The sequence below is a fragment of the Sphingomonas sp. 2R-10 genome, assembly GCF_030062225.1.
Taxonomy (GTDB): domain Bacteria; phylum Pseudomonadota; class Alphaproteobacteria; order Sphingomonadales; family Sphingomonadaceae; genus Sphingomonas.
Window position 1 is genome coordinate 51,144 of sequence record NZ_JASCXF010000019.1, and the last position, 21,571, is coordinate 72,714.

At 67.6% G+C, this 21,571-nt stretch carries 15 protein-coding genes and 1 pseudogene; 5 read left to right on the forward strand and 11 right to left on the reverse strand.

Annotated elements, in window-relative coordinates; genetic code table 11:
- Positions 1-96 precede the first annotated feature (96 nt).
- Positions 97-765 (forward strand): hypothetical protein, encoded by a 669-nt coding sequence (locus QLH51_RS10505; RefSeq protein ID WP_125654330.1) that lies wholly within the window; start codon positions 97-99, stop codon positions 763-765.
- Positions 766-795: 30 nt separating this feature from the next.
- On the opposite strand, the gene QLH51_RS10510 is transcribed toward QLH51_RS10505, so the two are convergent.
- From QLH51_RS10510 to QLH51_RS10540, 7 genes are all read right to left on the reverse strand, one after another.
- Positions 796-1,641, reverse strand: coding sequence for an HpcH/HpaI aldolase/citrate lyase family protein (locus QLH51_RS10510; RefSeq protein WP_125654328.1), 846 nt, complete (start codon positions 1,639-1,641; stop codon positions 796-798).
- The gene (locus QLH51_RS10515) at positions 1,638-2,087 is read right to left on the reverse strand and encodes a MaoC family dehydratase (RefSeq protein WP_125654326.1); all 450 of its coding nucleotides are present in this window, start codon (positions 2,085-2,087) and stop codon (positions 1,638-1,640) included. Before QLH51_RS10515 ends, QLH51_RS10510 begins: the two co-directional genes overlap by 4 nt.
- Positions 2,084-3,943 (reverse strand): acetyl/propionyl/methylcrotonyl-CoA carboxylase subunit alpha, encoded by a 1,860-nt coding sequence (locus QLH51_RS10520; RefSeq protein ID WP_125654324.1) that lies wholly within the window; start codon positions 3,941-3,943, stop codon positions 2,084-2,086. Before QLH51_RS10520 ends, QLH51_RS10515 begins: the two co-directional genes overlap by 4 nt.
- Positions 3,944-4,064: 121 nt before the next feature.
- Positions 4,065-4,982 (reverse strand): DUF3088 domain-containing protein, encoded by a 918-nt coding sequence (locus QLH51_RS10525; RefSeq protein WP_206428768.1) that lies wholly within the window; start codon positions 4,980-4,982, stop codon positions 4,065-4,067.
- A gap of 265 nt (positions 4,983-5,247) precedes the next feature.
- Positions 5,248-6,843, reverse strand: coding sequence for a carboxyl transferase domain-containing protein (locus QLH51_RS10530; RefSeq protein WP_125654322.1), 1,596 nt, complete (start codon positions 6,841-6,843; stop codon positions 5,248-5,250).
- Positions 6,840-8,000, reverse strand: a complete 1,161-nt coding sequence (locus QLH51_RS10535; RefSeq protein WP_125654320.1) for an acyl-CoA dehydrogenase family protein — start codon at positions 7,998-8,000, stop codon at positions 6,840-6,842. The genes QLH51_RS10530 and QLH51_RS10535 overlap by 4 nt, the downstream gene beginning before the upstream one ends.
- Before the next feature lie 67 nt (positions 8,001-8,067).
- A complete protein-coding gene (locus tag QLH51_RS10540; protein ID WP_125654318.1) occupies positions 8,068-9,261 on the reverse strand; it encodes an MBL fold metallo-hydrolase in 1,194 nt (397 codons plus the stop codon).
- Positions 9,262-9,384: 123 nt separating this feature from the next.
- Here QLH51_RS10540 and QLH51_RS10545 point away from each other — a divergent pair, with 123 nt between their 5' ends.
- The 3 genes from QLH51_RS10545 to clpB all read left to right on the forward strand — a co-directional run bounded on the left by QLH51_RS10545 (position 9,385) and on the right by clpB (position 12,761).
- On the forward strand, positions 9,385-9,624 hold the full coding sequence (locus QLH51_RS10545) for a helix-turn-helix transcriptional regulator (RefSeq protein WP_125654316.1): 240 nt from the start codon (positions 9,385-9,387) through the stop codon (positions 9,622-9,624).
- Positions 9,621-10,103 (forward strand): hypothetical protein, encoded by a 483-nt coding sequence (locus tag QLH51_RS10550; RefSeq protein ID WP_125654314.1) that lies wholly within the window; start codon positions 9,621-9,623, stop codon positions 10,101-10,103. The genes QLH51_RS10545 and QLH51_RS10550 overlap by 4 nt, the downstream gene beginning before the upstream one ends.
- A gap of 81 nt (positions 10,104-10,184) precedes the next feature.
- Positions 10,185-12,761 carry an ATP-dependent chaperone ClpB gene (gene clpB / locus QLH51_RS10555; RefSeq protein ID WP_125654312.1) on the forward strand — a complete coding sequence of 859 codons (2,577 nt, stop codon included), beginning with the start codon at positions 10,185-10,187 and terminating at the stop codon, positions 12,759-12,761.
- Positions 12,762-12,823: 62 nt separating this feature from the next.
- Here the strand turns inward: clpB and QLH51_RS10560 are convergent, their stop codons facing one another.
- The 4 genes from QLH51_RS10560 to folD all read right to left on the reverse strand — a co-directional run bounded on the left by QLH51_RS10560 (position 12,824) and on the right by folD (position 21,056).
- Positions 12,824-15,874 (reverse strand): TonB-dependent receptor domain-containing protein, encoded by a 3,051-nt coding sequence (locus QLH51_RS10560; RefSeq protein WP_125654310.1) that lies wholly within the window; start codon positions 15,872-15,874, stop codon positions 12,824-12,826.
- Between the two features lie 491 nt (positions 15,875-16,365).
- Positions 16,366-19,356, reverse strand: a complete 2,991-nt coding sequence (locus tag QLH51_RS10565) for a TonB-dependent receptor domain-containing protein (RefSeq protein ID WP_125654308.1) — start codon at positions 19,354-19,356, stop codon at positions 16,366-16,368.
- A gap of 207 nt (positions 19,357-19,563) precedes the next feature.
- The gene (locus QLH51_RS10570; RefSeq protein WP_125654306.1) at positions 19,564-20,184 is read right to left on the reverse strand and encodes a MarC family protein; all 621 of its coding nucleotides are present in this window, start codon (positions 20,182-20,184) and stop codon (positions 19,564-19,566) included.
- The gene (gene folD / locus QLH51_RS10575; protein ID WP_125654304.1) at positions 20,181-21,056 is read right to left on the reverse strand and encodes a bifunctional methylenetetrahydrofolate dehydrogenase/methenyltetrahydrofolate cyclohydrolase FolD; all 876 of its coding nucleotides are present in this window, start codon (positions 21,054-21,056) and stop codon (positions 20,181-20,183) included. Before folD ends, QLH51_RS10570 begins: the two co-directional genes overlap by 4 nt.
- A 111-nt stretch (positions 21,057-21,167) precedes the next feature.
- Here folD and QLH51_RS19945 point away from each other — a divergent pair.
- Positions 21,168-21,545: pseudogene (locus tag QLH51_RS19945) on the forward strand (transposase); the annotation flags it as partial.
- Positions 21,546-21,571: the final 26 nt, after the last annotated feature.

Consider the following 21,571-nt stretch of genomic DNA (forward strand, 5'->3'; position numbering starts at 1 on the left):
CGCCCCGATCCGGTACGCCGTCGGGCAACAGGCGGGTCGACGGCCCGGCGATCGCTGCTAGGATGGTCGGTCAGGCGGACACAGGGGAGAGACCGGTTGCGCGACACATGGTATCGCGATCCACGACTGGGACTGGCGGCGGGCGCGGTCGCCGCGCTGGCGGTCGGGATCGCCGCGGCATCGGGCGGGCAACCGGGGTGGCGGACGCTGCTGCTGGCGCTCGCGGGCTTCGCCCTGGTCGCATGGGGCTGGTTCGCGATCCAGGGGACCGGCTGGCTGTGGCAACGGCCCGACCGGGGCGAGGTGCTGCGCGCGCTGACGCTGCAACGCAGCCAGCACGGCTTCAACCATGCCGCATGGGCGCGGTTCGACCGCGACGCGGCGATGCTGCGGATGCTGCTGGCCGAACGCGCGCTGCTGCCGATCGAGGCGGAGCTGGTGCGCCACGCCATGGCGGTCGAGCGGTTCGATGCGGTCGCGGCGACGCTGCCCGATTTCTCGCAGGCGGCGGCGCACTGGTACGACATCGCGTCGCAGGGCCATGCCGGCCTGCCCCCCGCGACCCCGGTGCCGAGCAGCGCCGCGCTGGACGAGGCTGCGCAGCAACTGCCGGCGGCGGCGCTGTCGGAGGAAGACCGGCGGGCGGCGCTGCATTACCTCGCGGTGCGCAAGCGGCTGGCGGCGGACCGCGCGGCGGTGGAGCGCGAGCGGACCGCGGCGCTGCGCAAGCTGGCGGCCCCACCGCCTGCGCCGCCGGTGGCGTAGGGCGAACTCCTCCCCGGCACGGGGAGGATATCAGTCTTTTGCCAGCGCCAGGATGCGTTTCGCCTGTTTCAGGTGCGGGGCGTCGACCATGCGGCAGTCGACCTGTAGCGCGCCGGCACCCGGGTTCGCGGCGAAGGCGTCGACGATCGCCTGTGCCCGCGCGACGGCGGCGGCATCGGGGGTGAAGGCGGCGTTGATCGTCGCGACCTGTGCCGGGTGCAGCGCCATCATGCCGGTGAAGCCGTCGCGGGCGGCACGTCCGGCATAGGCGGCGAGGCCGGCATCGTCGCGGATCGCGGGATAGACGGTATCGATCGCCGCCACTCCCGCGGCGTGTGCGCCGAACAGGGTGAGCGACCGGGCCAGCTCATAGGGCGCGGTGTAGCGGCCGTCGGCCTCGCGCGAGGTCGCGGCGCCGATCGCGGCGGGCAAATCCTCCGCGCCCCACGTCAGCCCGGCGAGGCGGTGGGCGACCGCGCCGTAGCTGCCGAGCTGGAAGATCGCCGCCGGGGTTTCGGTAGCGATCGGCAGCAGCGGCGCGTCGGCCAGCCCGTGCGCCGCCAGCAGCGCGTCGAGCGCGGTGATCGTCGCCGCGCCTTCGGCCTTGGGCACCATGATCGCGTCCGGACGCGTGCCGGCGAGCGCAGTCAGGTCGGCGGCGACGAGCGGGCCATCGACCGGGTTGATCCGGACGATGCGCGGCAGCGACGCCCCCTGCCCCAGCCAGTCGCGTACGGCGGCGCGGGCGGTGTCCTTCGCCGGGGCGGCAACGGCATCCTCGAGGTCGAGGATCAGCGCATCGGCGCCGCTCGCCGCCGCCCTGGCGAAGCGATCGGGGCGGTCGCCGGGGACGAACAGGAGCGAGCGGAGCTTCACGGCCGGCGCTTCAGCAGGGCGGTGCGCAGGCAGCGGCAGACGATCTCGCCCCGCTGGTTGTGCAGTTCGTGGGTGAAGGTGACGATGCCGGCATCGGGACGCGAGCGGCTGTCCTTGAGCGCCGTCACCTCGGTCGTGGCGCGCAGCGTATCGCCGAGGAACACGGGCTTGGGCATCACCAGCTGGTCGTAGCCGAGATTCGCGACCAGCGTGCCGAGCGTCGTTTCGCCCACCGACAGCCCGACCATCAGCGCGAAGGTGAAGGTGCCGTTGACGAGGATCTGGCCGAACTCCGACGCCCGTGCCGCCTCCGCATCGATATGCAGCGGCTGCGGGTTGTGGGTCATCGCCGAGAACAGGAGATTGTCGGTCTCGGTCACGGTGCGGCGGATCGGGTGATCGATGCGGTCGCCGACCTGCCAGTCGTCATAATAGCGTCCGGTCATGCGGCGTCCTTTTCGATGCGGGCGAGCAGCACCCCTTCGGCGACCTGCGCGCCCTGCGTCGCGGACAGGTCGGCGACGATGCCGTCGAACGGGCTGAGCAGCGCCTGTTCCATCTTCATCGCCTCCAGCACCACCAGCCGCTGTCCGGCGGTGACGCGGTCGCCCGCCGCCACCTCGACCGCGACGATGCGGCCGGGCATCGGCGACAGGATCGCGCCGTCGCCGGCCGCGGCTCCGCCGCCCTGCCCCGCGACGGGCGCGGCGAAGGGGAAGGCTTCCCCGTCGGCGAACAGCACGCGCTCGCCGCCGACCCGTGCGATCGTGCCGCCGGGTGCAGGGGTGGCGATGCGGGTGCCACCGGCGATCGTCACCGCGACGCGGGCGTCGGGTGCCGCGTTCAGGCGGAAGCCGGCGAGTGCGCGCCACGGGTCGCCCGGATCGGTCGCGACCAGTGCGGCGGCGGCGGCGCTGGCGACCCGATCCGACGCGCTGCCGTCTGGCACCAGCCGGTCGGCGTGGCGTTCGATGAAGCCGGTGTCGATGCGTTCGGCGACGAAGTCGGGATCGGCGGCGCAGCGGGCAAGGAAGGCGGCGTTGGTGCGTACCGGCCAGACCTGTACCGACGCGGCGGCGCGGGCGAGCTTTCCGGCGGCGGCGGCTCGATTAGGGGCGTGGACGATCAGCTTCGCGATCATCGGGTCGTAATGCGGGGTGACCGCATCGCCCGGCTCCACCCCGGCATCGACGCGGATGTCGGCAGGGAGCTTCAGATGGGTCAGCGGCCCGGTGGAGGGCAGGAAGCCGGTCGCCGGATTCTCGGCATAGAGGCGTGCCTCCATCGCCCAGCCGGTGATCGACAGTTCGTCCTGCCGTTTCGGCAACGGCTCGCCCGATGCCACGCGCAGTTGCCATTCGACGAGGTCGGTGCCGGTGATCGCTTCGGTCACCGGGTGTTCGACCTGTAGCCGGGTGTTCATTTCCATGAACCAGATGCGGTCGGCGCGTAGGCCGGCGGAAGCGTCGGCGATGAATTCGATCGTGCCCGCGCCGACATAGTCGACCGCGCGGGCGGCGCGGACGGCGGCGTCGCAGACCGAGGCGCGCGTCTCCGCATCCATGCCGGGGGCCGGGGCTTCCTCGATCACCTTCTGGTGGCGGCGTTGCAGCGAGCAGTCGCGTTCGAACAGGTGGACGGCCTGTCCATGGGTGTCGCCGAAGACCTGCACCTCGATATGGCGGGGCGACAGGATGTATTTCTCGATAAGGACGCGGTCGTCGCCGAACGAGGCGGCGGCTTCGCGGCGGCAGCTGTCGAGCGCGTCGGCAAAGGCGGTCGCGTCGTCGACACGGCGCATCCCCTTGCCCCCGCCACCGGCCACCGCCTTGATGAGCACCGGAAAGCCGATCGCTTCGGCCTCTGCCCGCAGGCGTTCGGGCGACTGGTCCTCGCCCAGATAGCCCGGCGTCACGGGCACGCCGGCGGCGATCATGCGCGCCTTGGCGGCGTCCTTGAGCCCCATCGCGCGGATCGCGGCGGCGGGCGCACCGACCCAGACGAGGCCGGCGGCGACGACGGCTTCGGCGAACCCGGCGTTTTCGGAGAGGAAGCCATAGCCGGGGTGGATCGCCGCGGCGTTGGTGGCGCGGGCGGCGGCGAGGATCTTCGCCTGATCGAGATAGCTGTCGCGCGCCGGGGCGGGGCCGATGCAGACCGCCTCGTCGGCTTCCCGGACGAACGGCAGGCCGGCGTCGACGTCGCTGTGGACGGCGATGGTGCGCACGCCCAGCCGGCGCGCGGTGCGGATGATGCGGCGCGCGATCTCGCCGCGGTTGGCGATCAGCAGCGATTCGATCATCGCGCCGCTCCAAAGGTCACGAAAGTCACACTAGTGCGCAATTCGGCACATGCGTGACACTGGCGTGCGGCGGAACGTCCCGCGCGATGGTCTGACACGGACCGGGGGCTGTAGGAAAGGGTCATGGATGCGCCTCCGGAAAGCCGTGACGGATGTGGAGCGCATGCAGCAAGCGCTTCAGATCGCTGACGAAATGGGTGCCGTCGTGCCGCCCGTCGGCCAGCGCCGGATCGGCATTGGGGGCGAGGACGAGTAGCGGCAGGTTCTGATGCGCCTCCCCCGCCACCGCGACCACCGCGTCGCGGGGGCGGGGATAGGGGATGCGGATGACGTCCAGCATCGTCGCCTTGTCCGGGAAGCGGGCGAGCAGCCCGTCGAGGGTGATGCAGTCGCGGCAATAGAAGCTGCGGCCGGGATGGGCCGGATCGTCGAACTGCGGGTCGAGCAGGTAGAGGCGGTCGCGCATGGGCTGTTCCGTGGAGGCGGGGTCGCGGTCCGGATCGGTCGCGAGCGGGGTGGACGTCGGGGTCGGGCGGTCGGGATCGACGCGGCCGCCGAGCATCGCCGCGGCGGCGAGTGCCAGGTCGCGGGCGCTGACCTCCGCCGGGGTGGCCGGCGGCGGTTGCAGCGGATCGGCGATGGCGGCGCGGGCGGCGACGGGGTCGGCGGCGAGCGTGGCGGCGAGGCGCCGGGCGATCGCTTCGGACAGGGTGGCGGTCGGCGCGGGCGTGCCGGCGGTGGTGCCGTCCGGTGCGCCGTCCGATACCGACGTCGCGGGCCGGGCGGCAAGCTGCGCCTCCACCTCCGCCGTCACGCGGGCGACGGTGGCGATGAAGCTGGACAGCGCCATGCCGGGCGGCAGGCTGGCGATGGCGCGGGTGACCATCGCCACGATCGCGTCATAGGCGACGGTGTCGATGCCGGGCGGGGTCGTGGGGGTGGAAGCCGGCGTTGTCGTCGGCGGGGCCTTGCCGGGGACGATCGCGGGGCCCTGTGGACCGGGCGGGCGAATGGGTGGGAGGCCGGAGATGGCGGTCATGCCGATACCCCTCCCCCGCCGCCGACGTACCCCCGCGCAGGCGGGGGTCCATTTGCGGGCCGGGTGCGGTCATGCGGCGGCGTTGCCCGACTGGGCCCCGGCCTTCGCCGGGGTACGTCCAGTTTTGGGTGGCAAATGTCGCGCGACACGACCACGTACCCCCGCGCAGGCGGGGGGCCAGGGTTGTCGAGCGCTGGCGTCGCCGTTTGCGGCCCTGGATCCCCGCCTGCGCGGGGATACGTAAAGGAGAGGCAGGCAGCCGCCATCACATCCGGAAGATGCCGAACTGGGCGCGATCCGCGATCGGCGCGTTGAGCGTCGCCGACAGCGCCAATCCCAGCGCGTCGCGGGTCTGTTCGGGCAGGAGGATGCCGTCGTCCCACAACCGTGCGGTTGCGTAGTACGGGCTGCCCTCCGCCTCGTAGCGGTCGCGGACCGGGGCCTTGAACGCTTCGGCTTCCTCCGGCGTCCAGCTTTCGGCATCGCGGTGGACGGTCGCCAGCACGCTTGCCGCCTGTTCGCCGCCCATCACCGAGATGCGGCTGTTCGGCCAGGTGAACAGGAAGCGCGGGGAATAGGCGCGACCGCACATGCCGTAATTGCCCGCGCCGAAGCTGCCGCCGATCAGCACGGTGATCTTGGGCACCTGCGCCGTGGCGACGGCGGTGACCAGCTTCGCGCCATGTTTGGCAATGCCTTCCGCCTCGTACTTGCCACCGACCATGAAGCCGGAAATGTTCTGGAGGAACAGCAGCGGCGTGCGGCGCTGGCAGGCGAGTTCGATGAAATGCGCGCCCTTCTGCGCGCTTTCGGAAAACAGCACGCCGTTGTTGGCGAGGATTGCGACCGGCATTCCCCAGATGCGCGCGAAGCCGCAGACCAGCGTCGTGCCGTAGAGTGGCTTGAATTCGTGGAACTCCGAACCGTCGACGATTCGGCCGATCACCTCGCGCACGTCATAGGGCGCGCGGACGTCGGTCGGGACGATGCCGGCGAGGTCGGCGGGGTCGTGGAGCGGCGGGCGCGGATCGGCCAGCGCCATTTCGGCGCGGCGCGGCGGCGCAAGCGTCGCCACGATGTCGCGGACGATCAGCAGCGCCTGTTCGTCGTCGTCGGCGACATGATCGACCACGCCCGACCTGCGGCCATGGGTGTCGGCCCCGCCCAGTTCCTCGGCGCTGATGACCTCGCCGGTCGCCGCCTTTACCAGCGGCGGGCCGGCGAGGAAGATCGTCCCCTGCCCGCGCACGATCACCGTCTCGTCGGACATGGCGGGCACGTACGCGCCGCCGGCGGTGCAACTGCCGAGCACGCAGGCGATCTGCGGGATGCCCTTGGCCGACATCTGCGCCTGGTTGAAGAAGATGCGGCCGAAATGGTCGCGGTCGGGAAAGACCTCCGCCTGATGCGGCAGGTTCGCGCCGCCGCTGTCGACCAGATAGATGCACGGCAGGTGATTCTCGGTCGCGATCTCCTGCGCGCGCAGGTGCTTCTTGACCGTCATCGGGAAGTACGCGCCGCCCTTCACGGTGGGATCGTTGGCGACGACCATCACCTGCCGGCCATGCACCTGCCCGATGCCGGCGATGACGCCCGCCGCCGGGGCCTCGTCGCCATACATGCCGTTTGCCGCCAGCGCGCCGATTTCGAGGAACGGCGATCCGGCGTCGAGCACGCGGTGGATGCGGTCGCGCGGCAGCAGTTTCCCGCGCGACACATGGCGCTCGCGGCTGCGCTCCGGCCCGCCCAGCGACGTGGTGGCAACCCGCTCGCGCAGGTCTTCGGCCAGTGCCGCATTGTGCGCGGCATTGGTGGCGAAACCGTCCGAGCTTCGGTCGATCAGCGTCGGCAGCACCGTCATTGTGCGCGCGTCCCCTCGCCCAGCAATTCGCGACCGATCAGCATCCGGCGAACTTCGTTGGTCCCGGCACCGATGTCGAGCAGCTTCGCATCGCGATAATAGCGTTCGACCGGCCAGTCCTTCGTATAGCCCGCGCCGCCCAGCGCCTGGATCGCGTCGTTGGCGACCTTCACCGCATTTTCCGACGCCAGCAGGATCGCACCCGCAGCGTCGTGGCGGGTGGTGCGGCCGGCGTCGCACGCCTTCGCCACGGCATAGACGTACGCGCGGGCGGAGTTGAGCGCGACCGACATGTCGGCGATCTTGCCCTGCATCAGCTGGAACGCGCCGATCGGTTTGCCGAACTGCTTGCGCTCGGCGACGAAGGGCAGGACGGTGTCGAGGCACGCCTGCATCAGCCCAAGCTGGATGCCCGACAGCACGACGCGTTCGTAATCGAGGCCCGACATCAGCACGCCGACGCCGCCGTTGAGCGGCCCCATGACGTTCTCGGCAGGGACGAAACAGTCGTCGAACACCAGCTCGGCGGTCGGCGATCCGCGCATCCCCATCTTGTCGATCTTCTGACCGATCGAGAAGCCGGCGAAATCCTGTTCGATCAGGAAGGCGGTGATTCCCTTCGATCCGGCATCCGGCTGGGTCTTCGCATAGACGACCAAGGTCGCGGCATAGGGGGCGTTGGTGATCCAGAATTTCGTGCCGTTCAGCCGCCAGCCGCCCTCCACCTTGTCGGCGCGTAGCTTCATCGAGACGACGTCGGACCCGGCGCCGGCTTCGGACATGGCCAGCGATCCGACATGGTCGCCGCTGATGAGTTTGGGCAGATATTTGGCCTTCTGCTCCGCATTGCCCCAGCGCGCGATCTGGTTGACGCACAGATTGGAGTGCGCGCCGTAGGACAGGCCGACGGATGCCGAAGCCCGCGCCACTTCCTCGCACGCGACGACATGTTCGAGATAGCCGAGGCCGAGGCCGCCATCCTCTTCCTTCACGGTGATGCCGTGCAGGCCGAGCGCGCCCATTTCAGGCCACAGCTCGACCGGGAATCGATCGTCGGCATCGACCGCCGCCGCGATCGGCGCGATCCGGTCGGCGGCGAAGCGCTGCGTGGTCTCGCGGATGGCGTCCGCCATCTCGCCGAGCGCGAAATCGAGCATGTCTCTCTCCAGTTGTCCGGCCGTTGCCGGATCGTATATGTCGTTACCATTAGGCCGGGTGGGCCGGTCAACGCAAGGCGTTGCCCGCCGGCGTGTCGAGGCAGCGCAGGATCGCGGCGCGGTCGAAGGCGGGGGGCGGCGGTGCGGTGAAGGGGGCGATATCGATCGGGCGGCCGATCGCGACGGCGCCGAAGCGGCGGTCGCCCTGCCCGGCGCAACGCCTGGCGGCGGTCAGCAATTTCGGCGGGGTGGCCCAGCCTTCGTAGGACAGGCGGAACGTGCCCCAGTGGATCGCCATCCCCCGCGACGCACCCAGCCGCCGGAACACGTCGAGCGCGTCGACCGGGCCGATATGCGCGCCGCTGGCCATCTGGCCGGGCTGGAAGCGGAACGCGCCAATGGGGATCAGCGCGAGGCGGATCGGGCCGAGCGCCGCCGCCTCGCGCACCCATGCACCGTCGCCCATGCCGGTGTCGCCCGCGAAGAACAGGTTGCCGCCGGGCAGTTCGACGACGAACGCCGACCACAGCGCACGGTTGCGGTCGACGAACCAGCGGCTCGACCAATGGTGGTTGCGCACGACATGGACGGTCGCCCCGCCGATCCGCTCCGCCTGTCGCCAGTCGAGCGCGGTCGCAGTCATGCCGGCGCTGCGCAGGATCGCGTCGTTGCCGTGGGCTGTGACGATCGCGGGCCGGTCGCGATCCCAGAGGCGCCTGAGCGTCGACAGGTCGAGATGGTCGTAATGGTTATGGCTGATGAGGATCAGGTCGATCTTCGGCAGGTCGGCGAGCGCGATGCCGGGATCGGCCACGCGCTTCGGCCCGAAGCCGAACGGGCCGGCGCGGTCGCTCCAGACCGGATCGGTCAGGATGTTGAGGCCGGGCACCTGCACCAGCACGCTGGCATGGCCGACCCACGTGACGCGCATCGGCGTTCGTGCCGGATCGCGCGGCCGGAGGGTCGCGGGGGCGAGCAGTTCGGCGGGCTTCGCCGCCGCCACCGGCACCCGGGCAGGCCATGCCGGCCGCCCGTCGCTGCCGGTCGCCTGCCGCCAGAAGTAGCCGCGGCGGCTGCCCCCCGGGGGCACACTGGTATCGTCGCCATCGGGATTGAAGAAGCGCGCGCCGTCGAAATGGTCGCCGGCCACGCCGCGATAATAGATCCGGTCGAGGAAGCGCGGCGCGATCGTCACCGCGAGGCACAGCGCCGCCACGATCCAGACCAGCCCCCAGCCGACGATGTGTATGACGCGACCCATCGCTGCTGAACGCCGTATGATCGGAAACGCTGCACCATCGGTCACCGGTGGTCGCATGGCAAGCTGCCGCGCTTCATTTGTTGTGTTTACGCAATACAACAATGTCGATACACATCGATTCGAATGCACAACCGTATCGCCCTGTTCCGTGCCGACCATCGCCTGTCGCGCCGCGATCTGGCGGAAGCGGTCGGCGTCAATCCACAGACGATCGGCTATCTCGAACGGGGCGACTACAAGCCCAGCCTCGAACTGGCGCTGCGCATCGCGGAACGGTTCGCGGTGCCGGTCGAGTTGCTGTTTTCGCTTACCCCCTTCCCCCCGATGGCCGACGCGCTGCGTCGCGAAGGAGACAGCAGATGACCGAGCACGGCGTATCGGCGACCGGTGGCTATGATCCCCATGCGCCGACCATTCCCGGTCGGTCGGGACGGACGCGCTGGCTGTTGCTCGCGGCGGCGATCCTTGCAGTGGCGCTGCCGGTGATCGAACTGCGCGCCGATGGCGATCCGGCGGCGTGGCTGCCCGAAGTGACCCCCGCGATCTTCCCGTCGATTATGGCGATGGCGATGTCGCCGTTCGGCCGGAGCACGCGGGCGTTGCCGCTCGACGAGTTCGAACGCGATGCGCTGGCGCGAGCGAGCGTGCGGGCGAATCTCGTGATCGTGCTTGGCATCGCCGCGCTGTTCGTCTGGCTTGCACTGGCCTCGCGGCTCGGCTGGCCGATGCCGACGCAGCCGCGGCACTGGATGGCGCTGGGCATCGCGGCGACCGGCATCGCCGCGAGCCTGCCGGTACTGTTCGCGGAATGGATGATACCGTTGCCGCCCGCCGGGGAATAGGCGCAGCGATCCGCTCCGCCCTCCCCTTGTGTTGCCCATATATCACACCATATCGCCGGCAACAGCACAGGGGAGCATCCCATGAACCTAGAGAAATTCACCGACCGCGCGAAAGGCTTTCTGCAGGCCGCGCAGACGGTGGCGATCCGCAACAGTCACCAGCGGATCAGCCCCGAACATATCCTGAAGGCGCTGCTCGACGACGATCAGGGCATGGCGTCCGGCCTGATCGCCGCCGCCGGGGGCGATGCGCGCCGGGCCAATGCCGAAACCGACGCCGCGCTGACGAAGGTGCCGTCGGTGTCGGGGTCGGGCGCGCAGAGCTCGCCGGGCCTCGACAACGATACCGTGCGGCTGCTCGATCAGGCCGAACAGATCGCGACCAAGGCGGGCGACAGCTTCGTCACCGTCGAGCGGCTGCTGCTGGCGCTGACGCTGTCGCCGGGGGGGGCGGGCAAGGCGCTGGCCACGGCCGGTGTCACGCCGCAGGGGCTGAACACCGCGATCGACAAGTTGCGTGGCGGGCGCAGCGCCGACACCGCCGGGGCCGAGGATCGGTACGATGCGCTGAAGAAATTCGCGCGCGACCTGACGGCGGCGGCGCGCGACGGCAAGCTCGATCCTGTCATCGGCCGCGACGAGGAGATCCGCCGCACGATCCAGATCCTGGCGCGGCGGACCAAGAACAATCCGGTGCTGATCGGCGAACCCGGCGTCGGCAAGACCGCGATCGCCGAAGGCCTCGCGCTGCGCATCGCCAATGGCGACGTGCCCGAGGGGCTGAAGGACCGCGCGCTGATGTCGCTCGACATGGGATCGCTGATCGCCGGCGCCAAATATCGCGGGGAGTTCGAGGAACGGCTGAAGGGCGTGCTCGACGAGGTGAAGGGCGCCGACGGACAGATCATCCTGTTCATCGACGAGATGCACCAGCTGATCGGCGCCGGCAAATCCGAAGGGGCGATGGACGCCGGCAACCTGCTGAAACCCGCGCTCGCGCGCGGCGAGCTGCATTGCATCGGCGCGACGACGCTCGACGAATATCGCAAGCATGTCGAAAAGGACCCCGCGCTCCAGCGGCGGTTCCAGCCGGTGTTCGTCGGCGAGCCGACCGTCGAAGACACGATCAGCATCCTGCGCGGGCTGAAGGAAAAATACGAGCTGCACCATGGCGTGCGGATCACCGACGGTGCATTGGTGTCGGCGGCGACGCTTTCGAACCGCTACATCACCGACCGCTTCCTGCCCGACAAGGCGATCGACCTGATGGACGAGGCCGCCAGCCGCATCCGGATGGAGGTGGAGAGCAAGCCCGAGGAGATCGAGAGCCTCGACCGTCGCATCCTGCGCATGAAGATCGAGCGCGAGGCGCTGAAGCGCGAAAGCGACGCGGCGAGTGTCGACCGGCTCGACACGCTGGAGGAGGAACTGGCCAATGCCGAGCAGGTGCTGGCCGGGCTGACGACGCGCTGGCAGGCCGAGCGCGACAAGATCGCATCGGAGGCGAAGCTCAAGGAACAGCTCGACGCCGCGCGCATGGCGCTGGAACAGGCGCAGCGCTCGGGCGACCTCGCGAAGATGTCCGAGCTGACCTATGGCACCATCCCGACGCTGGAAAAGCAGCTGGCCGAGGCGGCGGGCGCATCGGCGGGCGCGATGCTGCGCGAGGAGGTGACCGCCGACGACATCGCCGGCGTCGTCAGCCGCTGGACCGGGATTCCGGTCGACCGGATGCTGGAGGGCGAGCGCGAGAAGCTGCTCCAGATGGAAAAGATGCTGGGCAAGCGGGTGATCGGACAGGCCGAGGCGGTGCGCGCCGTCGCCACCGCCGTGCGTCGTTCGCGCGCGGGGCTACAGGACCCGAACCGGCCGCTGGGGTCGTTCCTGTTCCTGGGACCGACCGGCGTCGGCAAGACCGAGCTGACCAAGAGCCTCGCCGAGTTCCTGTTCGACGATCCGAACGCGATGGTCCGCATCGACATGAGCGAGTTCATGGAAAAGCACGCGGTCGCGCGGCTGATCGGCGCCCCGCCGGGCTATGTCGGCTATGAGGAAGGCGGCGTGCTGACCGAGGCGGTGCGCAGGCGGCCCTATCAGGTCGTGCTGTTCGACGAGGTGGAGAAGGCGCATGGCGACGTCTTCAACATCCTGTTGCAGGTGCTGGACGACGGCCGGCTGACCGATGGCCAGGGGCGCACGGTCGATTTCTCGAACACGATCATCATCCTGACGTCGAACCTGGGTTCGCAGTACCTGACCAACCTGGCCGACGGGCAGCCGGTCGAGGAGGTCGAGCCGCAGGTGATGGACGTGGTCCGCGCGCATTTCCGGCCGGAATTCCTCAACCGGCTGGACGAGATCATCCTGTTCCACCGGTTGGCCGCCGATCACATGGCGCCGATCGTCGATATCGAGGTCGGTCGCGTCGGCCGGCTGCTGGCCGAGCGCAAGGTGAAGGTGGAACTGAGCGACGCGGCGCGGGCGTGGCTGGGCCGGGTCGGTTACGATCCGGTCTATGGCGCGCGGCCATTGAAGCGCGCGGTGCAACGCTACCTGCAGGACCCGCTGGCCGACCTGATCCTGCGCGGCGAGGTCCGCGACGGGGCGACGGTGCGGGTGGACGAGGGCGATGGGCGGCTGGAGTTGCGGGTGGGGTGACGAAGAAAGGCGGCGGGGATCGCTCCCCGCCGCCTCCAGTTTTGCAGTTTAACTGGTTTGCATCAGAAACGCAGGCCCGCCGAGACGAATGCGCGACGACCAATGACGTCGTACAACGACGGATCGGTGCCCGACTGCACGTTGGGCTGGTAGGCCGGCGGCTTGCGATCGAAGGCGTTGTTGACGCCCAGACGCAGCGTCATGTTCTCGATCTCGGCCGCAATGCTGAAATCGAAATACCACACCGCTTCGGCGCCGGTGAACGAACGCTCGCCGAGATAGATACGCGATGCCCGGTTCTCCATCTTGTCAATGTAACGGATACGGCTGACGAACGAGAGTTCCTTGCTGAACGCCAGCGAGGTGTTCAGCGTACCACGCCACTTCGGCGACGACGCACCCAAGCCCGCACCGAAGAACGCGACGGTCCCGTTGTAATCGATCGCGGGAAGGTCGGTGAACTCCTTCTGCTTGTAGTCGATCACGCGGGTCGCGAGCAGATCGGTGGTGAGGGCCGCGCCATCACCCAGGAACGGCAGGTCGAAGCCATAGCCGAGCTGGAAGTCGATACCGGACGTCTTGACGAAACCGCCATTGATGCCCGGGAACGGATCGCCACCATTGGCGCCGACGCCCAGGACTTCGCCGCCCGCGCGGACCAGGAAGGTGCAGCTGTTCTGCGTCGCGCTGTAGTTCGAGTTGCGACCGAAGTAGTTATAGCAATCGGCGACCAGCAGATTCGGATCCGGCGAGAGGATCACGTCCTTGATCTTGATGTTGTAGTAATCGACCGATGCGCGCAGACGACGGAGACCACCCGAGAAGCCGCTGAACACGACGCCGCCGGTGAAGGTGTCGGCCGTTTCCGGCTTAAGATTGGTGTTGCCTGCGACTTCCAGCGAAATCTGCGTACCCGGCGTCTGGACGAACGAACCGGGCGATCCGACGCCGGTATTGGCGCACAGGGTGGCCAGCTGGGCCGCAGCCGCACCGGTGCGTGCCGTGCTGGTGACCGAGCAGGGGTCGAAATATTGCGGGTTGTTTCCGCCGCCGTCGAACAGTTCAGCGAAGTTCGGCGCACGAACCGCACGCTGGTAGCTGCCGCGCAGACGGACTTCGTCGATCGGCGCATAGGTCAGTTCGGCCTTGTACGACCAGTCGGTGCCGCTGCGGCCGTCAATGCCCTTGACCGTGTCACGCACCGAGTTGCGCGAGGCGCGCACGCCCAGCGACAGTTCGAGCGTCTTTGCCCATGCCGCATCTTTGACGAACGGCAGCAGGACTTCGCCGAAATAGTCGGTGAAGTTGTTGGTTCCGCCGGCCGGGTTCTGCGCGTTGAAGCCCGAGATCGGGCCGCTCAGCGCACCCGGATCGAAGTCGTAACGGAACTTGCGGCTTTCGATACCGGCGACCGCAGTGACGGTGCCGCCGGGCAGTTCGGCGAGGTCGGCAGTCAGGTACCCTTGCGCAATACGCTGGGTGAACGAGGTTTGCAGCGTGGCATTCACCGACAGATAGGTGATGCACGCCTCGCTCAGCGGCTGGCGACCGAACGGATTGAAACCGCCGGCGCACAGGCTGTTACCGCCGTCCGCGGCTTCCAGCATGTTCTGCAGCCGCTGGGTATCGATGTTCCCGCTCTGCGTCTGCGTGATGACCGTCTTGCCGTAGCTGTACGATGCTTCGTAGCGCAGCCAGTCGGTCAGGTCGCCGCGCAGGCCACCGACGATCTGGTAGACTTCGTTGTCGTACCGCGATTCACGCAGACCCGCCGCCAGCGTGCGCTGCCGCATCAGGAACGGCTCGGTCGCGCCGCTGCCGACCAGATTCGCGTTATCGCCGGTCCGTGTCGCCAGCAGCGCGCGGAAGGCAGCCGGGATGAACGGGTTGCTGACCGGAATGATCAGCTGGTTGCTGGTGACCGATCCGCCGGTCGGAATCAGCGCGGTCTTCACGCGGATCGGGTTGGTGCCGGACAGCGACTGCGCAGCTACGGTCGGGATCGGCGTCGGCGCGAGCGCGGTCGTAGCGTTGTAGCTGGCGTAATTGCCCTGCACGAACGCTTCGATGTGGTCGGTAATCTCGAAGCGTGTCTTGGCAAACGCCGACTTGCGCTCGAGTGGCAGCGTCAGGATGTTCACCGCGTCGAAATTGTACGAATAGACGTCGGGGAACAGGTTGGCATTGACCGCGGTGTCGATCGGATAGCGGAAATTGACGACGTTCGCCGGGCTGTTGAACACGCCGCGCGAGAACAGCGAGCCGTCATTGTTGAAGCCGATCAGCGAACTGCCGCGCGCGACCGAACCGGCCGCCGCACCGAACTGCGCGAAATAAGAGTCGATCGCCGCCTGGGTCGGGGCGTTGCCCGACGGGGCATACAGGCCTTCGGGCAGGAACGACGTGGTTGCGGTCGCATTCGCGGCGAAGGCGCGCTGGCTCTTGATAAGCCCCTGACGCTGCGAATAATCGCCGCCGATGGTGATATTGCCGCGATCGTCGGCGAAGTTGTATCCGGCGACTGCCGAGAACTGATACTCGCGCGCATCGGTGTACGGCACCGAGTTGGCGTAGGACACGCGGGCGTCGAGGCCCTTGAAGTCGCGCTTTGTAATGATGTTCACAACGCCTGCGACGGCGTCGGCGCCGTAGGTCGCGCCGGCACCACCGGTGATGACGTCGATGCGATCGATCAGCGCCTGCGGGATCGTGTTGATATCGACCGTCTGGTTCGACGCCGACACCATTGCGCGGCGACCGTCGATCAGCACCAGATTGCGGTTCGCGCCGAGGCCGCGAAGATCGATATTCGCCTGGCCGCCGTTGCCGGGATTGTTCGACGTCGTCGTACCCGCCGGGTTCACGCCGGGTAGCGTGTTCAGGTAGGTGTCGAGCGTGATGTCGGCGTTAGCGACGGTCTGGTCGCCGGTCACGACCTTGATCGGGCTGTTCGATACCAGGTTCGGACGCGCGATGCGCGATCCGGTGACGACGATCGCATCGTCGCCCGCATCGGCACCGGCGGTAGCCGGCACGTCCTGCGCCATCGCCGGCGCTGCGAACCCGATTATCAACGTCGATGCCAACAAGGTGGCACGCACGGTTTGCTTCATTTTTTTCCCTGTTCCCTCACCACACCGCAATGACGGTGCCACATTGCAAGACTAGTGAGCAAAAAACTTAGTTAGCAATCGGTAGCACGCTGCAATGAAACGAAATCATAATGACGTGGTTTTTTAGTAACAGTGGATATTTCATCCGTTAAATACAACTGTATTGCTTTTATCTATCTGCTCTTACTCAAGAAGCTATAGATCACATTGATATTTATATGCCCTGGTTTTGCATATCTTTTTTTGATTAACGATATGCAAAATACATTGAGTATCGGCTTCGTAGAGCAATTCACCACTCCGCTGAGCGGCCCGATATGATACTGACTGCGAAAACTGCCCCGGCCTTGCACGAATCGATGGTCACCTTGCCGCACCGATCCACGACACAGATACCGAACGATCGGATTTGATGGGGCCACCCCGCCGGACACAAAAAGGGCCGCTTCCCGGTTGGGAAGCGGCCCGCAAAGGCTGCGATGGTGGTGCGCCTAGAAGCCGAACTTCGCACCGGCGCGGAAGCTGCGGCCGAAGATGCCGTTGCCGCCCTGGACCGGGTTGTAGAGGTGCGCGCCGTAGGTGACCACGTCGAGCGGCGGGAGCCGGTCGAAGATGTTCAACGCGTTGACGTAGAAGGTGACCTTGTCGTTGACGTTGAAGCTGACGTTCATGTCGGCCGTGATGTAGCTCTTCACGCGGCAGTCGACATATTCCGGCGCCAGCGAGCAGTCGCGATAGTCGCCACCCTGGTCTTCCGCCGAAAGGTCGTAGCCCGAGACGTAGTTCACGGTGCCGGTCACGTCGACGCGGTCGAACGAGAAGGTGTTCGACCAGTTGCCGCGCCACTTGAACGTGCCGTTGCCCGCCGTCAGGTTGAAGTTGCCGAGCGTGTCGACATAGGTTTCCTTCGAACCGTCCGGGAAGGTCGTGCTGAGTTCGAGCAGCAGGCTGGCATTCGCCGCGGTCCGCCACTGGAAGCCACCGAAGTCGACGCGGCCGGTCAGACCGAAGTCGAGACCTTCCGAAGTGATCGTGTCGGAGTTGATCAGCTGCGATTCGACGAAGCCGATACGCGGGCGGCCGTTGGGCAGGTTGACGTCCGGGGCGTCCGGAATGACGTTGAACCCGGCCGGGATTGGCTGACCTGCATAATAGGCGGCGATCGCGGCAGCGTTCGACGGCGAGGTGATCGCGCCGGTCTTCTTGATGTTGAAGTAGTCGACCGTGAACGTGAAGTTCGGGATCGGGGTGAACTGCACGCCGGCGGTGAAGCTGCGCGACTTTTCCGGCTGCAGGTTCGGCGAGGCGAGCGTGGTCGACCCGATCGAATAGGCGGTCAGATAGGTCGGGCACGCGGTCGATGCCGTCGCATCGTTGGCACAGGCCGCGCCGTACTGCGCACGGAAGCTGGCCGGCACGTTGGCGATCGACTGGCTGACATAGCCCGTCGTCGGCAGCGCGTTGGCTTCCGCGAAGCTCGGGATACGGAAACCGCGCGACCACGTGCCGCGGATCGTCAGCTGGCGGAACGGCTTGAACCGGGCCCCTGCCTTCGGCGAGAAGTTGCTCTGACCGCTCGAATAGTGATCGTAGCGCCCCGACAGGTTGACATCGAGCATGTCGAAGATCGGCGCCTGGATTTCACCGAAGGCCGAACTGACGGTACGATTGCCTTCGGTACCGAACGCGTTGATCGTGAAGTAGCGCTGCGCCGGGCCATTGGTGTCCGGGTTGGCGCTGGGCGCGTCGACCGCTTCGTAGAAGATCGACCCGCCGACGCCGAGCTGCAGCGGACCGCCGGGCAGTTCGAACAGCGACTTCGTGAAGGTCACCTGCGCCTGGTACAGATCCGACGACGCGTCGGTGATGTTCACCGGGGTGACATAGTCCTTCACCGCCTGGCTGTTCTGGCCCGGGTTGACGAAGTTGTACGACCCGTCGGCGATGACGTTCAGCAGGTTCTGGATGAAGACGTAGCCGTCCTGCGTACGACGCAGGTCGGTGTGCATTGCGGTCGCGTTGAAGTTGTAGTCGATGTCGCTGAAGATCGTGCCCGACAGGCCGAAGGCGGCACGATACACGCGGCTGCGCGTCTCGTTATACTGCAGTTCCTGGTTGCGGCCGAGGATCTGCGCGGTCTGGCCGGCGGCGGCGAACGGGTTGTTCGGGTTCAGGCGACCATTGGCCGCGGTGCAGTTCACCCGCGCGGCGCAGACGAATACCGGCAGCGTCAGGATGGCCGAGCCGGGTGCGAAGGTCGCTGCGCCCGACGAGGTCGAGAATTGCGGGAACAGGATGCCGGTCGGCGCATTGCCGCGGATCGTGCCGGTCGAACCGTAATAGCTCGAACGGGTCTGCTGGAAGTTGACCGACAGGAACGCTTCCGACGAATCGCCTACCTTGGCGGTGACGCGTGCCGAACCGCCGAAGCGTTCGATGTCCGGCGTCACGTTGCCGTAGTTGTAGGTGAAGTCTTCCTGGCAGACGTTCGAAACCGGCAGTGCCGCGTTGACCGGCTGGCCCGCTGCGTTGACACGGACCAGGTCGGCAGCGGTCGGCGTGACCGAAGGTCCGGCAAAGCAACCAGCGCCCGGGTTGAGGATCTGGTAGCGGCCCGACGTGCCCGGACGGACGTAGAAGGTGCTGCCGACGTTGAAGCCGTTGATTTCGCCGGCGGCGTTCTGGCCGTTGAACACGCCGTTCGGACCGCCGATGCTGCGCTGGTCGTCGGTGGCGAACAGGCCCGGCAGGTCGCGGTTCTTCACGCCTTCGCTGCGGAAATAGAAGCCGCTGATATAGGCGTTGTAGCCCTTTTCATCGAGATCGCCGGTGCCGGCGGTCAGCGTGATGCGCTGGTTCGCGGCGACGCCGTCTTCCGAGATGCCGGCTTCGACGCGGCCCGAAACGCCGTTGAACGCGCGCTTCGTGATGATGTTGACCACGCCCGCGATCGCGTCGGCGCCGTAGCTCGACGACGCGCCGTCGCGCAGCACTTCGACGCGGTCGACGATGTCGTCGGGGATGGTGTTCAGGTCGACGAAGTTACGCGAACCGTCGTCGGCGAGCGGGTAGTAGGCGGCGCGCAGGCCGTCGAACAGCACCAGCGTCGAGCTGGTCGACAGGCCGCGCAGCGAGACCGCCGATGCACCGCCGGCGAACGCGCCGTTGGCGGTGAACGAGTTGGTCAGCGCCGGGCCGTTGTTCGACGACAGCAGCTGGATCGCGTCCTGCACCGTGTTGATGCCGCGCGCGTCGAGGTTTTCCGCGGTCAGCGTGGTGACCGGCGAGATGCCGCTGTCGGCGCCGCGCAGGATCGAACCGGTGACGACGATATCCTGCGTCGTGTCGGCTTCCGGCGTCTGCGGCACGGGAACGGTGGTGCCCGCGGGAGCGACGTCCTGCGCAAAGGCCGGCGCGGCGAAGAGGCCGGCGGTGGCGATCACCGACAAGGCGGTGCCGCGACGCAGCGATGCGCGCATCATGGTAGCAATCATTCGTAGGAGCCCTTGTTTTTCCGCCTTTTCAGGCTTTTGGACAGTCCCCTCGCCTCCCTGAAAGGCTCGGTTCACGTCCCAAGGTATCGGGCTATCGTACGACGACTGTAAATACGTATAGCAGGATTGAATCACACTTTCGTATCGGGTGTAACGAATAAGCAACACCACGAAATGAATACGGGCGTATCGACATCACAGGAAACTGGCGCGCAGCCCGTCGATCACGAACTGTGCGGCCAGCGCCGCCAGCAGCACGCCGAGCAGCCGGGTGATGACCGCCTCGATCCGCGCGCCCAGCAACTGCATGATCGGACCCGCGGCAAGGAGCGCGAGCAGCGTCATCAGCAGGATGGTGCCGAGCGCCCCCAGCACGACCGCGCGCGCCGTCCAGTCGCCGACCTGGCTCATCAGCAGCATGACCGATGCGATCGACCCCGGCCCGGCGATCATCGGCATCGCCATGGGGAAGGTCGACACGTCCTCGACCTCCGGCGTCTCGATGATCTTCTGCGCGCGATCCTCGCGGCGCTGGGTCCGCTTTTCGAACACCATTTCCAGCGCGATCAGGAACAGCATGATGCCGCCGGCGATGCGGAAGCTGTCGAGGCTGATGCCCAGCGCCTTGAGCAGCGCCTGTCCGAACAGCGCGAAGACCAGCAGGATCGCGGTGGCGATGCCGACCGCGCGGATCGCCATCGCACGCCGCTGCACGTCGGACGCGCCGGTGGTGAGGCCGGCATAGATCGGCGCGCAGCCCGGCGGGTCGATCACCACGAAGAAGGTGATGAGCGACGAGACGAACAGCTCGATCATAGCGTCTTGTCGTCGAAAGCGATGCCTTCCCGGCGATGCGCGGCGACCAGCGTGTTGCGCAGCAGGCACGCGATGGTCATCGGGCCGACGCCGCCGGGCACCGGGGTGATCGCACCCGCCACCGCAACGGCCGGGGCGAAGTCGACATCGCCGACAAGGCCCCCGTCGGTGCGGTTGATGCCGACGTCGATGACGGTTGCACCGGGCTTCAGCCAGTCGCCGCGCACGAAGTTCGCGCGACCGACGGCGGCGACGACGATATCGGCACGGCGGACATGGTCGGCGAGGTCGCGGGTGCGCGAATGGGCGATGGTGACGGTGCAGCTCGCGGCGGTCAGCAGCGCCGCCATCGGCTTGCCGACGATGTTCGACCGCCCGACCACCACCGCGTCCAGCCCCGACAGGTCGCCCAGCACGTCGCGCAAAAGCAACAGGCAACCATAAGGGGTGCACGGCACCATGCCCGGCAGCCCGGTCGCCAGCCGCCCGGCATTGACCGGGTGGAAGCCGTCGACATCCTTTTCGGGATCGATCGTCAGCAGCACCGCGTCGCTGTCGAGATGTTTGGGCAGCGGCAGCTGGACGAGGATGCCGTCGACCGCGGGATCGGCGTTGAGCCGTTCGACCAGTGCGATCAGCTCGTCCTGCGCCACGTCGGCTGGCAGGCGGTGTTCGAAGCTGGCCATGCCCGCCTCGCGCGTCGCCTTGCCCTTCGAGCGGACATAGACCGACGAGGCCGCATCCTCGCCGACCAGCACGACCGCGAGGCCGGCGGGACGGCCGGCGGTGTCCGCGAAGGCGGCGGCATGGGTGGCGACCCGCGCGCGCAACGTGGCGGCGAAGGCTTTTCCGTCGATGATCCGGGCTGTCATGGGTGGTGTGCATAAAGCGTGCGGCGGGGGTTCGCCACCCCTTGGATGGGTAAGAGCCCCCTCCCCTCACCGTCATCCCGGACCTGACCCGGGCCTGAGTTCACAAACGAAGTGCAGCACCTGAGACAGGTGCTGCCATGTCGACTTACTGCCAGCTCACGCTTGAGGAACGCTGTTCGATCGCTCCGGCAGATCGCTGCAGCTCTGGATCGCGAGCCGTCGACCGTCTCGCGCGAGTTGAGGCGCAATGCCGGCGCAAAGATCGGCTACCGGCCCGCTTATGCCCGGACACCGCCTGCGGCACGCCGCTGGCGCGGCTGTCGCCTGGAGCGCGAGGACGCGTTGCGCGAGACCATCCTCGATCGTCTCGCCACTGGCTGGTCGCCCGAGCAGGTCTCGGGTCGCTTGCGCCGTGAGGCAGGGCACCCGGTCATCAGCCACGAGACGATCTACCGCTTCGTCCATGCCCAGCTCAGGCGCACCAACGACCAGCGCCGGGGCGACGGTGAGGTCAG